The organism is Photobacterium atrarenae, from assembly GCF_024380015.1.
In the GTDB taxonomy this organism is placed as follows: Bacteria; Pseudomonadota; Gammaproteobacteria; order Enterobacterales; family Vibrionaceae; genus Photobacterium; species Photobacterium atrarenae.
Map to the genome: position 1 here is coordinate 758,656 of NZ_CP101508.1, position 15,216 is coordinate 773,871.

Consider the following 15,216-nt stretch of genomic DNA (forward strand, 5'->3'; position numbering starts at 1 on the left):
TCCCGCCGTCCTGACGAGCCCGTCAGTGTTGATTTGTAGATAGGATATTGAAATTGCCACTTTTTCCTCCTTGTGACGAATAACTGACTGTTAGGATAAAGGGACAAAAAAGTGTGAGTAAAATTGATAATTTCTTTAACCCACATTCAAAACATTGATACTCTGTGCAGATAGGAAATGGATTGCATTATCGGGAGTGAAATGATGCGTTATTCACTGAAACAGTTAGCGGTTTTTGACGAGGTGGCCAGGACACGCAGTGTCTCCAAGGCCGCGGAAAACCTGGCGATCACCCAGTCTGCGGCCAGTATGGCCCTGTCTCAGTTGGAGCGGCTGCTGGGCCGTCCGCTGTTTGAACGTCAGGGAAAGCAAATGACCATGACCTACTGGGGCGCGTGGCTCAGACCCCGTGCCAAGCAGCTGTTGTTTGATGCCCAGCAGATTGAGCTGGGGTTTTACGATCAGCACTTGGTCAGCGGGGAGATCAATGTTGCCGCCAGCCAGACCGTGGCTGAACATCTGTTGCCGGAACTTATCAGTATTATTGATAAAGACTTTCCTGAACTGCGGATCCAGTTGATGGTTAGTAATGCCCAAAAGGTGATTAACCGGGTCCGTAACTTTGAGTGCGACCTGGGGATCATCGAGGGCCGATGTGACGATAGCCGCCTGGTGCAGGAGGTCTGGTGTCATGACCACCTGGTGATCATTGCCGCCCCGCATCACCCTTATGCCAAGATGGAAACCGTTAGTCTGGCGCAACTGGAGCAGGCCAAGTGGGTGCTGCGGGAGCAGGGCGCCGGAACCCGCAAGAGTTTTGAGAGCGCACTGCACGGGGTGATTGATGATCTGGATGTCTGGCGTGAGTACGAGCATATCTCTGTCCTGCGCAGCCTGGTGAAAAATGGCCCGTACCTGAGCTGCCTGCCATATTTGGACGTAGTACAGCACATTGAGCGGGGAGAGTTGGCGGCGCTCAAAGTCCCGGAGCTGAATATGCAGCGGACCCTGTCGTTTATCTGGCGTGCCGATTCGATTGAGAACCCGTTGCGCGACTGTATTCGCCGTGAGGCGGTGCGGATGATGAAAGATCGGAAGATGGAGATGTGAACCGCCTGTTGGCAGCTGGCTTAATCCTTCTATATCAGGAAAGTTGATAGCGGCAAGAAAAATTATCGATATGCGCCATTGTTAATATCTGGTGCAAATGTCACCAATTTTACAATTTAGATACGACAGCTCGCCATTTTATCGACTTTTCGTGTCTACTTTTGCCCTTTAGAACTAATTGAAAGCCATTGATGTCTTAAATTATCTATTTAGTTCAGTTAGTCAGTGGTTTTTTTATCATCATGATCATTGATACGCATCTATATAATATCTGATGCATATTGTGGGCGGGGACATAACGTCAGTCGTGTCGAGGGGATCGACGAGCAGGAAAGTAGGGTGGCCGCAGTATAAGGCCCGGCCACCTGAACGGGATCAGTACATCACATGATGGCCATAGTTCGCCAGAATAGATTTGATGCTTTCCATGGTCTCTTTGCTGGGTGGCTTGACGCCGGCCAGCGGATAGTCAAATCCCAGCGCTTCCCACTTGTGGACGCCCAGCTGGTGATAAGGCAGTAGCTCGATTTTCTCGATATTGTCCATATCCCGAATGAACTCGCCTAACAGGTGGGCAGAGCGCTCGTCATCGGTATAGCCGGGCACCACGACATAGCGGATCCAGGTTTTTTGTCCGCGCTGGTGCAGGTAACGGGCAAAATCCAGCACTCGTTTATTCGGGACCCCGACCAGCTCATGGTGGATACTGTCATCCAGTTGCTTGAGATCCAGCATCACCAGATCCGTGTTATCCAGCACTTCATCGATCACTTCGGTGTGTTTACGTACATAGCCGTTGGTATCGAGGCAGGTATGGATCCCTTCCGCCTTGGCTGCGCGGAAAAAGTCGCGGACAAATTCCGGCTGTAGCATGGCTTCTCCACCGGATGCGGTCACCCCGCCACCGGAGGCATTCATAAAGTGGCGGTAGGTCACCGCTTCTTTCATGATTTCTTCAACGCTGACTTCACGACCGCCGTGCAGATCCCAGGTGTCTCGGTTATGGCAATACTGACACCGCATCAGACATCCTTGCATAAACACGATGAAACGGATACCGGGTCCATCCACGGTACCGCAGGATTCGAAAGAGTGAATACGGCCTTTTACTGACATGGTGACGCTTCTCCACAGGGGATGTGTTTGGGTGTTATTTTATTACAAATTGGTGGACTAAAATAGCGAAAAGTACGTTGGAAATGTAAGGTTAATACACTTTCTGTTGCTTTAAGTATGGGCGATTGGTGTCGACCCGGAGCGGAAGTTAACCGGGGTTTCCGCTTGTTATTGAGCTTTTTCACTTCTGTAACCAAATGCATCGAAAATAATGCATCCCTACTACTAAATCATTACATCTGATTGGCAAATTGCGGCATAAATCTCATCAAAATATGCGCAAAGCGCTTATGATTTTAGTGTGATATCAGTTGGCATTACACATGAGGTTATACGGGATTGACCTTGGTGCCGGCCTGGCTGTTTTGGGACAGAAAATAAAAGCGATAATAACAAAAGGAGATGTATGTTCAGTTTAAGTAATTTGACCGTCAAGCATAAGTTGATTGCCTTGGTGGTCAGCGCCATTGTTCTACTCGTCAGTGTCAGTATTCATGATGTGCTGGAGCAGAAAAAGGTAGCGTATTTCGAGCGGAAAGCGTCCTTGAAAAGTCAGGTTGAGCTGGCCGTTGATATTCTGGACTACTATGCGTCGCAGCAGAGCACCCTGGGTCGTGAGCGGGCGCAGCAACAAGCGATCGCGATGATCAATGCGGTGCGTTATGACACCACCAATTACTTTTGGGTGATGACGCCGGAGATGGAGATTGTCAATCATCCCCTCAAGCCGGACCTGAACGGCAGCTCTGCGCGTGGACTCACCGACGCCGGCGGTAAGCAGCACTGGCAGGAGATGGTCACGGTGTCGGCGCAATCCGGTGCCGGATATCTGGATTACAGCTGGCGCTCCCCGAAAGGGAACATTGAACCGAAAGTCTCCTACGTGCAGCGTTTCCCGGCCTGGGGGTGGATTGTCGGTACCGGGGTGCATGTCAAGGATATCGAAGATGACTTCAAGGCGAGCGCACTGAAGTCCGGGGTGATTGCGCTGATCGCGACGGCAATTCTGATGACGATCGGCTATGTGATCAGTAAAAATATTTCCGAACCGCTGGAGGCGCTGGTGGAGAAGTTTGATGCCATCGCCAGCGGTGACTTACGCATCAGCTGTGATGAAGTGCGCAAGGATGAAATCGGCAAGCTGGCGCGGCGCATGGATACCTCGATTGGCAGTATCCGCCAGGCCCTCAAAGTTGCCCACGAGTCGGCGATGCACTCGTCGCAGATGGCCAGCACGATTGCTTCGGCCAGTGAGGAAAGTGCGCACAGTATCCAGTCGCAGCATATCCAACTGGAGCAATTGGCCACTGCGATGAATGAAATGACGGCAACGGTGGCCGATGTTGCCAATAATGCGGATCAGACAGCGCTGATGACCAACGGGATCTCCGACAAAGCCACGGTCAGTAATGATAAGCTGGAAGAGACCACCCGTCATATCCGTCAGGTGGCTGAGCAAGTGGCTGAGGCTGATCAGCGGGTGGAGGCACTGAAACAAGGGGTCACCCAGATCAGCGAAATGGCGGATGTGATCCGGGGCATTTCCGAACAAACCAATCTGCTGGCCCTCAACGCGGCGATTGAAGCGGCCCGCGCCGGTGAGCAGGGACGTGGGTTTGCGGTGGTCGCTGATGAAGTACGGAGCCTGGCGCAGCGCACCCAGTCTTCCACGGAAGAGATCCAAACCACGGTCGATGCCCTGACCCGCGGCGCGTTCGAAACGGCAACGGCGATGAAAGCCAGCCATGAGAGCAGTCGCAGCAGTGTTGAAAATGCTCAGGATACCCAGCTGCAGTTGCAGAATATGGTCGAAGAGCTATATCAGTCGAATGATCGGGTGGCGCAGATTGCGGCAGCGGCCGAGCAGCAGGGGACGGTGTCGGAAGATATTAACCGCAACGTCAGCAGTATTCATCTCTCGGCCAATGAGGTCAACGCCGCTGCGCAGCACCTGGCCGATCAAAGCCAGAGTCTGGCCGAAGCCTCGGAAGAGTTGGCGCACAAGTTGCAGCACTTTAAGGTTTGATTTCTGCCGCGTGACTATTGCAGCAAAAGAATGCAGCAAAAGAAAAGCCGGTCGCAAGACCGGCTTTGGTTTCTCTCGTTGTTTAGCTCTGGCCGCGGTAATGCGGCCAGTGATCTCCCCGAGTGGTGGGGCTGAACTGAGCCTTACAGCGACTCAGTAAAGGTCCGTGCAATCACGTCTTTCTGCTGCTCGGCCGTCAGAGAGTTAAAGCGAACGGCGTATCCGGAAACACGAATTGTCAGCTGTGGGTACTTCTCTGGGTGCTTGACGGCATCTTCCAGGGTTTCACGGTTCAGGACGTTGACGTTCAGGTGCTGACCGCCTTCAATTCCTGCCTCGTGGTGGAAGTAACCATCCATCAGGCCGGCCAGGTTTGCTTTCTGGGTATCTACATCTTTACCCAGTGCGTTTGGCACGATAGAGAAGGTGTAAGAGATCCCGTCTTTTGCATCGGCGAACGGCAGCTTACCGACTGAAGTCAGCGAGGCAACGGCGCCTTTCTCGTCACGACCGTGCATTGGGTTGGCCCCCGGCGCAAATGGCGCACCTGCTTTACGGCCATCCGGCGTTGTCCCTGTCTTCTTACCATAAACCACGTTTGAGGTGATGGTCAGAATCGACTGTGTTGGCTCCGCATCACGGTAAGTCTTCAGCTTACGGATCTTGTTCATGAAGGTTGTGACCAGCTCACAAGCGATATCATCAACCCGTGCATCGTTGTTACCGAACTTCGGATAATCACCTTCGATTTCGAAATCGATCGCGATGCCGTCTTCGTCACGAATTGGCTTCACGGTTGCGTATTTAATCGCAGACAGGGAGTCCGCAGCAACAGACAGGCCGGCAATACCACAAGCCATGGTGCGCTTCACATCACGGTCGTGCAGCGCCATCAGTGAGGCTTCGTAGCTGTACTTGTCATGCATGAAGTGGATGCTGTTCAGGGCGGTGACGTACTGCTTGGCCAGCCAGTCCATGAAGTGATCCATACGCGCCATCAGATCGTCATAGTTCAGCACTTCGTCGGTGATTTTTTCCATTTCCGGACCGACCTGGATCTTCAGCTTCTCATCCACACCACCGTTGATGGTGTACAGCATGGTTTTCGCCAGGTTCGCACGGGCACCGAAGAACTGCATTTGCTTACCGACAATCATTGGCGAGACACAACACGCGATCGCGTAGTCATCCGAGTTCATGTCCGGGCGCATCAGATCGTCGTTTTCGTACTGGATTGAAGAGGTATCAATCGAGACTTTGGCACAGAACTTCTTGAAGCCTTCAGGCAGTTGCTCAGACCACAGCACGGTGATGTTCGGCTCTGGTGATGGGCCCATGGTGTACAGGCTGTTCAGGAAACGGAAGTTGGTACGCGTGACCAGTGTACGACCGTCCAGACCCATACCGCCCATAGATTCGGTTGCCCAGATTGGGTCGCCAGAGAACAGCTCATCGTACTCAGGGGTACGCAGGAAGCGAACCATACGCAGCTTCATCACGAAGTGGTCGATCAGTTCCTGAGCTTGCTCTTCGGTGATCTTTCCGGCTTCGATATCACGCTGGATGTAGACATCCAGGAACGTAGATGTACGACCCAGCGACATCGCAGCGCCGTTCTGAGACTTCACTGCAGCCAGGTAACCGAAGTAAGTCCACTGAATTGCTTCTTGTGCGGTTTCAGCCGGACGAGAAATGTCGAAACCGTACTTCGCAGCCATTTCTTTGATTTGACCCAGCGCACGGTGCTGCTCAGCGATTTCTTCACGCAGCTGCATGGTTGCCTGTAGATCTTCGCCGTTCTCGAAACGCTCTTGCAGAGACGTGAACTGAGCGAACTTGTCTTTCATCAGGAAGTCAATCCCGTACAGGGCCACACGGCGGTAGTCACCGATGATACGACCACGGCCGTAGGCATCCGGCAGACCCGTCAGTACACCAGACTTACGGCACTTCATGATATCCGGGGTATAGATATCGAACACACCCTGGTTGTGGGTTTTACGGTACTCGGTGAAGATTTTCTTCACCGTTGGATCCAGCTCACGGCCGTACACTTTGCACGAACCTTCGACCATGCGGATACCGCCGTTCGGGATGATCGCACGTTTCAGTGGCGCTTCGGTCTGCAGACCGACGATAGTCTCAAGATCTTGGTTGATGTAACCCGCATCATGTGCAGTGATGGTAGAGATCACAGAAGTGTCGAAGTCAACAGGGGCGTGGGTAGCGTTTTCCTGCTTGATGCCTTCCATGACCTGAGCCCAAAGTGATTTCGTCGCCTCAGTACCTTCAGAAACCAGGAAAGACTCGTCGCCTTCATACGGGGCGTAGTTTTTCTGAATGAAGTCACGTACGTTGACTTCGTTCTGCCAATCACCAGCTGTGAAACCTTCCCAAGCTTTAGCAAATTGCTCTGCCATGACATACCTACCTTATTAGTAGAAAAAACACGTACTGCGTTAACGCTGTTGAGCGAACGACCGCCGGATGGCGAACAGTACACTTTATTAACAATAATACGGATAATCGAGCCAGGTTTTGCTACGATTTCGTGACGCGATTATTCGTATTCATACTAATACCGAGTTTGATATGGCGGGCGGTGCTTGGCACTGCCCGCCGCGTTTCAGTTGCGCTTACAGAAGCGCAGGAATCCCGTATCGGCTCTCCAGCATGCCGACCGCCAGCATGGCAATCAGGCAGATGATCAGAACCCCACCCGGAATCACCACTTTATCGGTGAACGACAGTTTCGCCGCCCGCGCTTTGTCGCCAATCAGACCGTTGTTGTCCAGCAGCATGGTCAGCGCCCAGGCCAGGACCGGGTTCACCACGGCTGAGGCAAAGATACAGATCCCGGCAGACTGCGAGTCCTTGGTTTCTTTCACCATTTGTACGCCGGCTTCCAGCAGCGGCAGGAATACCCCAACCAACAGTGCAACACGCATCACCGGTGGCCAGACCGCCACATCCATCGGGAAGCCCAGGATAGCGATGAACATCACCAGGACGCCCAGCACAATCGCACCCGCAGGGATCGGACGTTTGGCAATCGCTGCCGGGATCATGTAAGTTCCCCAGGAAGACGTGATGTTCCCGCCGCCCAGTGCTGTGCCGACCATCTGGCGAACAGAACACATGGTCATGGTGTCATCGACATCCATCAGCACTTTCTCAGTTCCTCTCGGGTAGTTCAGCTCCTGGAAGATCCGGTGGCCCAGAAAGTCCGGAGACCACATTGCAACCGCTAGAATAGCAAAGGGTAGAGAGGCTATAAAATGCTCAATAGTTGGCAGCCCCAGCATCCAGCCTTCTTCTGTGCTGCCCCACCAGTACACAGGGTTCAAATTCGGCAGACCCATCTCGGTTTCAAATTTCAGATCAAACCCGGCACCCAGCACCAGGGCAACCAGCAGGCCGGTGATGGCACAAGCCGGGATTGCCAGCCAGCGCTTGTTGATCCGAGCCAGGTAGGCATACAGGACAATGTTGACAGCCAGTACAATCAGGCCCACATAACCCATACTGCCCGCAGCAACATCCGCAGACTGCAGCCCGGTTGCCCAGGTCTGGATTGAGCCAATCTGGCTCATGGTGCCGGTAAAGCCGAGGAAAATCAGCAGGCCACCGGCGGTGCCTTCCGAAGTCAGGTTGACCAGTTTCGAGCCCCCTTTGAAGTAGCTCAGTAGCAGGCCGAAGACACCCAGCAGAATTGCCAGTGCCAGCGGGTGCGCACCAGCCAGGGCAATGGAGCCAATCAGCGGGATCATCGGACCGTGGTTTCCGGCCAGGTTGGCCCGCGGGTTGATAAACCCGGATGCCAGGACACAGAACAACAGCGCCGGCAGCAGCATTTCGACCCGGGCGACTTCAATCGCAAACTCTTTGCCCAGATTAATGTGATCCCACGCCTGGGTCAGACCATCGGCCCACGACATCATGACCGCAGAGTACATTGCGATAATGCCGATGGTACCGGCCAGAGCCGGCACCAGATCTTCCAGCTCAAAGCGGAAATCACGGCCGGGCAGGTTCAGACCAAACCGGCGCGGCTTCATGATTTTCAGCTCATGATCCAGATAGTCTGAGCGACTTGAGAAGTCAGAGGCAGGGCGGTGGAGCTCCTGGTAACTTCTTTCTTCAGATGACATAAGTGCCTCGTCTACAGGTAATAATAATTCTTGTATTTAGTGTTTTGATGGCCGCGTCGGCTGATGTGTGCCGGGGGCTGTGTGTTTTGTAATTATCTTTCACTAATTTTTAACTGGAGTGTACCGCCCGGGGTCATGACGGGAATTGATCTCGATCAGTCGCTTTCAAAAAAACGAGGAGGGAATTCAAAAAAAATTGAGAGTGATGATCAGATATGTCCGGATGTGAACAGCAGTGGTGAAAAAGTGTTATGTTGTATGCGCGAGGCAATAGGGAAATTTAGCGTATTTAATTGTTTTCAATGAGTTTTATCCTGTAGCTCGTTTTTTCCGTGCAACCTATTGAAAGCGAAGGTTTTATTTCAGTTTTTTGGATATGGCGGGATAATTGGGACAAAAAATGCCAACCCGGTGGGGTTGGCATTGGACGGATGCTTGTGGCGTTTTGTAATAAAATTACTTCATTGCAGCCTGTTTCGCTGCTTGCAGCTTATGGTAAGAGGCCAGCAATTTTTGGTGTGCCGGGAATTGGCTCAGACTCAAATCGCCGGCAGTCAGGCCGTAGAAGCGGGTGGTGCCTTCAATGGAGCCCCAGGCCGCCGCGACGGTGTCGGCGCCGAACATCCGCTCGAAGGTCGCTTTGTACTGGGCCGGATCGCGGTCATCGTCCAGCGCCAGCTTGAGGCTGGAGACCAGGCAGCGGAAGAAACGGGCACGCTCGGCGCTGTAGGTGGAGACGTTGTAGTCGACACACCAGTTGGCCTGCTCCAGGGCCAGCTCCAGATCGCCGCCGGCCAGTGCCAGCAGGCATTTTAGTTCGCCGATGCGCAGGGTCTGCCAGGCATCGCCGGCCTGCGGCACCAGGCCGACAATTTCGTACAGGCGGTTGAAATCATCAAAGCCTTCTTCTTCGAGAATGTGGTACAGCTCGGCGTACTGCTCGGCTTCCAGCTCCATCGCCGGCAGTGCCAGCAGGGTTTCGCGCAGCTCGAGGGCAACGTTGTTGTTGGCTTCGATCAGCTCTTCGACCGGATAGATCTCAGACCAGCCCGGCACGATGATCCGGCAGCAGTCGACCCCCAGGTGGTCGTAGTCGGCGATGTAAGCATCGGTCCCTTCTTCATGCAAAATGGCCAGCAGGTGGTTGAATTCTTCTTCTGATGTGCCGCTGAAGTTCCAGTTGACAAAGTCAAAGTCAGCATCTGCTTTGAACAGATCCCAGGAAATCAGGCCGGAAGAGTCGATGAAGTGGGTTTCCAGGTTGTGGTGATCACTGACTTCATCCTTGTCGAAAGACGGTTCCGGGAACACGTCGAGATCTTTAAGGCTCCGGCCTTGCAGCAGCTCGGTGACGGTCCGCTCGAAGGCCACTTCAAAGCGCGGGTGGGCACCGAATGAAGCAAAGCTGGTATTGTTCTGCGGGTTGAACAGCACCACGCAGATCACCGGGTATTTGCCGCCCAGCGAGGCATCATAACAATAGATAGGGAAGCCTTCCGCTTCGAGCGCATCAATGGAGGCTTTGATCCCCGGATAGCGCTCAATCACGCCGGCCGGGATTTCCGGTAGGCTGATATGTTCGGCGATGATGCGGTTCTTGATCTTGCGCTCGAACACTTCGGACAGGCCCTGGGTACGGGCTTCGGTCTTGGTATTGCCGGCGGACATGCCATTGGAGACATACAGGTTGCCGATGATGTTCATCGGAATATAGATGGTGGCCTGATCGCTCTGGCGCTCAAATGGCAGCGCGCAGATCCCACGTTCCAGGTTGCTTGACTGCAGATCGATCAGATCGGTGCCCAGCAGCTCCAGCGTCGGATCATAGAACTGGGTCAGGCGTTCATCAAGGATATCTTCCGGCGGCAGGTTTTCTTCCAGATCGACAGGGAACCACTTTTCATTCGGGTAATGGACGAACGCGCTGTTGGCGATGTCCTGGCCCAGGTAGTAGTCCGCATAGAAGTAGTTGGTCGCCAGCCGCTCGAAGTACTCACCCAGGGCTGAAGCCAGGGCTGCTTTCTTGGTTGCGCCTTTGCCGTTGGTGAAGTTCATTGGGGCATCGACATCCCGGATATGCACCGACCAGACATTCGGCACCGGGTTTAACCAAGAGGCTTCTTCGATATTGAACCCCAGCGCTTGAAGTTTGGACTGGAAGCGCGCGATGGACTCTTCCAACGCGGCGTCTTTTCCGGGAATAAATGTTTGCATGTTCGATCTCGTCAGCTGTGTGAGTGGCGCGCAGTATACCGAATTCTGTGTGCTGAACCCAAGTGCCGGATGTTGCGGCAGTGACGGGGCTTACGACTGGATGAACCGGATTGTTTTATGGCAGCTTGGGGCGCAAGGCCAGTACATGGAGTAAGCGCTCCGGGTTTTGCGGCCAGACTACCGGGTTGGCGACTGGATTGTCCTCGTCGAACCAGCCGGTGAAGCGCTGGGTATTGTATTGATAGAACTGGACTGTGTTATACAGCGGGACGGTGATTTGCTGACTTGCGACCAGGCGGTCGAGGTCGCGAATAATCGACAGTCGCTGGTGCGCAGTTGCTGCTGTTGGAAACTGCTCCAGCAGGGTGTCAATGCGCGGGTCGCGATAAAAATGCATGGCATAGCGCGGGTATTGCGGGGCCTGATAGGCGCTGTCAAAGCCAAGTTTAAAGTAGTTGAATGGGGTTAACCCGTCCGGGTAATTGGTGAGGGCCAGTGTGTAGTCGGCTTGTGCCATCCGCTCGGCAAACTGGTAAAACTCGACCTGCAGGGTTTGTGCCTGAATACCGATATCTGCCAGCATTTCTGTCAATAACAGGGCGGTGGTATTGAAATCTGACCAGCCCTTCGGGGTCAGGATGGTCAGGGAAAGTGGCTGACCGGAAGAGAGCTCGCGCCAACCGTCCTGATCATGGTCATGCACGCCGAGCGTATCGAGTCGCTCACGCGCCAGAGCCGGGTTATAGGTCATGTAAGGACGGTACTTTTCTTTGGTCACCGGATCGGCCCAGTGCTCAAAGCGCTGGCTCATGCCGGAGGCAAACTCCGAGGGAACGCCCTGACCGAAGGCGGCAATATCAATCAGCAACTGGCGCTGGACGGCCATGGAAATTGCGCGGCGAAAGGAGCGCTGTTGAAAAAGTGCCCGGATTTCCGGGTTGGCTGTCTTGAAATTAAACAGCAGGTTAATGGTGCTGGCCGGCGGTAGCCAGTAGTTGTAGTCCGGAGAGTAGGAGGCGTAGTGCCGTTCAATATCCGGAATAAATGATCCGGCCCAGTCAAACTCGCCCGTGGCGACCCGGGCTATAAAATCATCATTATTGGTGATTTTGGGATAGCGCAGACAATCAACGTGCAGTTGTTTGGCTTGCCAGTAATGGGGATTGCGGCATTGGATGTAGCCATCTTCGGTCAACTGAGAGATTTGCGTAAAAGGGCCGGTGCCGATAGGTTGAGCGTTCTGAAATGTGGCTGGGTTTTCGACACTCTCCCATTGGTGTTTCGGAACAATGGGGTTCAGAACCAGGGAATAGGCAATGAGGGCGTTGGGCTGGGTGAGTTTGACATAGACCTGATTGTTGTTCACTTGCTGTACGCTGTGAACCCATTGAGTTATGCCATGTGAGTCAAGATTTGGGTATTTTTGTACCAATGACAATGAAAATACCACGTCTTCGGCGGTGAATGGTTTTCCATCTGACCAGCGCACGCCCTGACGCAGGGTGAAAGTGATCCCTTTGAGATCCTCGTCCAGCTGATAGTCGGTCGCCAGACGGTATACCGGCTTGTTGTGCTGGAAAGAGTTAAAGATGACTAAAGGCTCGAAAATGAATTCATGCGTGGTGGGCATCGGAGATTTTGCAAAAGGATTAAAATTGGCAGTGACATGCTCAATATATTCCGGAACCAGGGTCAGAATAGTGGGTTTTTGCGGCGCTGGCTCACCGGCGCAGACAGCGCCGGAAAGCAGAGTCATAGCAAAGAGTAGCCGTTGAGCCCAATGATAAAAAGAGTGATAAAAATTGGCGCTAAACATATCTAGGTTCGCTAATGCTCGTACTGCAGAACTTTTATCGCCTTAACCTACCGCAAGTTACTTTGCGGATCAAATGATGTAACCTCACGCCAAGTGATTAAATATGCATGGAATTTAACTGCTGATTCCCCAGAGTAAAAAGTTAATAAAATGTTGCCAATCGAGGTTTGTGGTGATACTTTCGATGAAGTGCTCGGAAAACAGACAAAACTTCTAGACCAGGCCTTTCGTGCCAGATTGACGAAAGACTGGCATTGAGAGGAAGTGCTCCGAGCAAAACGTCCCGATTCATGGAGCAACAGGAGTTCGCGCGCATGGCTGAAGTAGTGGCGCTGGATGTAAAGGAACTGCATAAGTCTTTTGGTCAGAATGAGGTCCTCAAGGGGATCTCGCTGACTGCTCATCGCGGTGATGTCATCTCGATTATTGGCTCTTCCGGTTCAGGCAAGAGTACGTTTCTGCGTTGTATCAATTTACTGGAAACGCCGACCCAAGGTGAAATCTGGGTGAACGGCGAGTTGATTAAAATGAAAAATAACCGCCGCGGGGAATACCTGCCGGTGGATGAAAAACAGGTTCAGCGGATCCGTTCCCGGCTGGCGATGGTCTTTCAGGGCTTTAATCTCTGGTCGCATATGACGGTGCTGGGCAATGTGATAGAAGCACCGATCCATGTGCTGGGGGTACCGAGAGCCGAAGCAATCGAAAAGGCCGAAGCGATTTTAAAGAAAGTCGGCTTGTATGAGCGCCGAAATTATTATCCGGGCCACTTGTCCGGTGGTCAGCAGCAACGTGCGGCAATTGCCCGGGCGTTGGCGGTTGATCCGGAAGTGATGCTGTTCGATGAGCCAACGTCGGCGCTGGATCCGGAGTTGGTTGGGGAAGTGCTTGGCGTGATGCAGGATCTGGCCCAGGAAGGCCGTACCATGCTGGTGGTGACACACGAAATGGCCTTTGCCCGTGATGTTTCGAATCAGGTGATGTTCCTGCACCAGGGGCTGGTTGAAGAGCAGGGCTGTCCGAGTAAGTTATTTACCAACCCGGAATCAGAACGACTACAACAATTTATTTCGTCGATTTACTAAACTTTATTTTTACAATCGACAAGTATTTCTGATCGGCTGTGTTTGGGGACATCGCCGGACAGATGTAAACACAACAGGAGTAGAAGATGAAAAAATGGATTTTGGCTGCGGCCGTGGTGTCCGCACTGGGTGCAACGTCAGTTCAGGCGAAAGAGTGGAAAGTGATTCGCTTCGGGATCGAAGGAGCTTATCCTCCGTTTAGCTGGACGGAGCCGAACGGTGAGCTGAAAGGCTTTGATGTCGACATGGCGAACGCCCTGTGTAAAGAGTTACAGGCAAAATGTAAAATCGTCGCTCAGGATTGGGACGGCATTATCCCGTCATTGTTGGCACGTAAGTACGATGCCATTATTGCCGCGATGTCGATCACCGAAGAGCGGAAGAAGAAAGTCGATTTTACCGGCAAATACGCCCTGATCCCGAACAAGTTCGTGGCCAAGAAAGGCACCGAGCTTGACTTTACCAAAGCTGGCCTTAAAGGGGTGAAAGTCGGGGTTCAGCGTGCGACGACCCATGATAAGTATCTGACCGACAACTACGGTGACTCGGTGTCGATCGTCCGTTATGGCTCATTTGATGATGCTTACCTGGATCTGAAAGCCGGCCGGATTGCGACTGTGCTGGGTGATGCATCGGCGTTGCAGGAAGGCTTGCTGAACAAGCCGGGCGGCGAAGGCTATGAGTTTATCGGTCCGTCATTGACAGATCCGCAGTGGTTTGGTGAAGGCTTCGGCATTGCCGTGCGCAAGCAGGATAAAGACCTGACCAAGAAGCTGGATGATGCCATCCAATCGCTACGCGAAAAAGGTGAGTACCAGAAAATTGCTGCCAAGTACTTTGCCTACGATGTGTACGGCGAGTAATACCTTTCATGTAAAGAAGCGGGGGCCGGCGCTGCCGGTCCCGGTTTGAGCCAGCCGGCTCGCTTCCCTTTGTAGTATGAAGGAGCAACCTTTTGTTGGACTTAAAAGGATATGAATGGTCATTGGCGGAAGGGGCATGGATCACTCTGCAGGTTGCCTTGCTGTCGCTGGCCCTGGCCATGATTCTGGGGATGTTGGGCGCCCTGGCGAAACTTTCACCCTACCGCTGGGCACGGGCGATTGCCACTGTCTATACCACAGTGATCCGCGGGATCCCGGATCTGGTTCTGATGATGTTGATTTTTTTCGGTGGCCAGATGCTGCTGAACGACAGCCTCTATAACCTTAATGAGTGGTTAAACAATTTCTTCGCGTCATCTGATCCCAATCATGAATGGACCGAATACCTACCGGATTATGTCGAAGTCAGCCCGTTTGTGGCCGGTATTCTGACGATTGGCTTTATTTTCGGAGCCTATATGGCAGAGACCTTCCGCGGGGCCATTTTGGCTGTCGATAAAGGCGAGCTGGAGGCCGGAAAGGCTTACGGGATGAGCAGTGTGCTCTCTTTCCGGCGTATTTTGCTGCCGCAGATGATCCGCCACGCACTGCCAGGCTTTGGCAACAACTGGCTGGTCCTGTTGAAAACCACGGCGCTGGTGTCAATTATCGGCCTCGATGACATGGTGCGCAAAGGGGCGTTAGCTGCTGGGACCACGCAGATGCCGTTCACGTTTTATATGAGCGTTGCGGTAATTTTCCTGGTGTTTACCTCATGCTCGACCTCCGTGTTGAAGTGGGTCGAACGCAAGTTCAGTATTCATACGAGGTAAGG

The 15,216-nt window shown here is 53.0% G+C and carries 11 protein-coding genes; 6 read left to right on the forward strand and 5 right to left on the reverse strand.

Going from position 1 to position 15,216, the window contains the following annotated elements:
• The first annotated feature begins 204 nt into the window (after positions 1-204).
• Positions 205-1,110 (forward strand): LysR substrate-binding domain-containing protein, encoded by a 906-nt coding sequence (locus NNL38_RS03855; protein WP_255390554.1) that lies wholly within the window; start codon positions 205-207, stop codon positions 1,108-1,110.
• Positions 1,111-1,485: 375 nt separating this feature from the next.
• On the opposite strand, the gene pflA is transcribed toward NNL38_RS03855, so the two are convergent.
• A complete protein-coding gene (gene pflA / locus NNL38_RS03860; RefSeq protein WP_255389710.1) occupies positions 1,486-2,226 on the reverse strand; it encodes a pyruvate formate lyase 1-activating protein in 741 nt (246 codons plus the stop codon).
• A 406-nt stretch (positions 2,227-2,632) separates the two neighbouring features.
• On the opposite strand from pflA, the gene NNL38_RS03865 reads away from it, so the two are divergent.
• The gene (locus tag NNL38_RS03865) at positions 2,633-4,252 is read left to right on the forward strand and encodes a methyl-accepting chemotaxis protein (protein ID WP_255389711.1); all 1,620 of its coding nucleotides are present in this window, start codon (positions 2,633-2,635) and stop codon (positions 4,250-4,252) included.
• A gap of 143 nt (positions 4,253-4,395) precedes the next feature.
• Here the strand turns inward: NNL38_RS03865 and pflB are convergent, their stop codons facing one another.
• From pflB to ycaO, 3 genes are all read right to left on the reverse strand, one after another.
• Positions 4,396-6,672, reverse strand: a complete 2,277-nt coding sequence (gene pflB / locus NNL38_RS03870; RefSeq protein ID WP_255389712.1) for a formate C-acetyltransferase — start codon at positions 6,670-6,672, stop codon at positions 4,396-4,398.
• A 216-nt stretch (positions 6,673-6,888) separates the two neighbouring features.
• Positions 6,889-8,403 (reverse strand): DUF3360 family protein, encoded by a 1,515-nt coding sequence (locus NNL38_RS03875; RefSeq protein ID WP_255389713.1) that lies wholly within the window; start codon positions 8,401-8,403, stop codon positions 6,889-6,891.
• Positions 8,404-8,859: 456 nt separating this feature from the next.
• Complete coding sequence (gene ycaO / locus NNL38_RS03880) at positions 8,860-10,617, reverse strand: 30S ribosomal protein S12 methylthiotransferase accessory factor YcaO (protein WP_255389714.1); 1,758 nt, start codon at positions 10,615-10,617, stop codon at positions 8,860-8,862.
• Between ycaO and NNL38_RS03885 the strand changes: the two genes are divergently transcribed.
• Positions 10,616-10,771, forward strand: coding sequence for a hypothetical protein (locus tag NNL38_RS03885; RefSeq protein WP_255389715.1), 156 nt, complete (start codon positions 10,616-10,618; stop codon positions 10,769-10,771). The genes ycaO and NNL38_RS03885 overlap by 2 nt on opposite strands.
• On the opposite strand, the gene NNL38_RS03890 is transcribed toward NNL38_RS03885, so the two are convergent.
• Entirely contained in the window at positions 10,733-12,373 is a 1,641-nt protein-coding gene (locus NNL38_RS03890) for an ABC transporter substrate-binding protein (RefSeq protein WP_255389716.1), read from the reverse strand. The genes NNL38_RS03885 and NNL38_RS03890 overlap by 39 nt on opposite strands.
• Positions 12,374-12,747: 374 nt before the next feature.
• Between NNL38_RS03890 and NNL38_RS03895 the strand changes: the two genes are divergently transcribed.
• The 3 genes from NNL38_RS03895 (at position 12,748) to NNL38_RS03905 (ending at position 15,214) form a co-directional block, all read left to right on the forward strand.
• Complete coding sequence (locus NNL38_RS03895; RefSeq protein WP_255389717.1) at positions 12,748-13,518, forward strand: ABC transporter ATP-binding protein; 771 nt, start codon at positions 12,748-12,750, stop codon at positions 13,516-13,518.
• 86 nt (positions 13,519-13,604) lie between these two features.
• On the forward strand, positions 13,605-14,381 hold the full coding sequence (locus NNL38_RS03900; RefSeq protein WP_255389718.1) for an ABC transporter substrate-binding protein: 777 nt from the start codon (positions 13,605-13,607) through the stop codon (positions 14,379-14,381).
• Positions 14,382-14,473: 92 nt separating this feature from the next.
• Positions 14,474-15,214, forward strand: coding sequence for an ABC transporter permease (locus NNL38_RS03905; protein ID WP_255389719.1), 741 nt, complete (start codon positions 14,474-14,476; stop codon positions 15,212-15,214).
• Positions 15,215-15,216 lie beyond the last annotated feature (2 nt).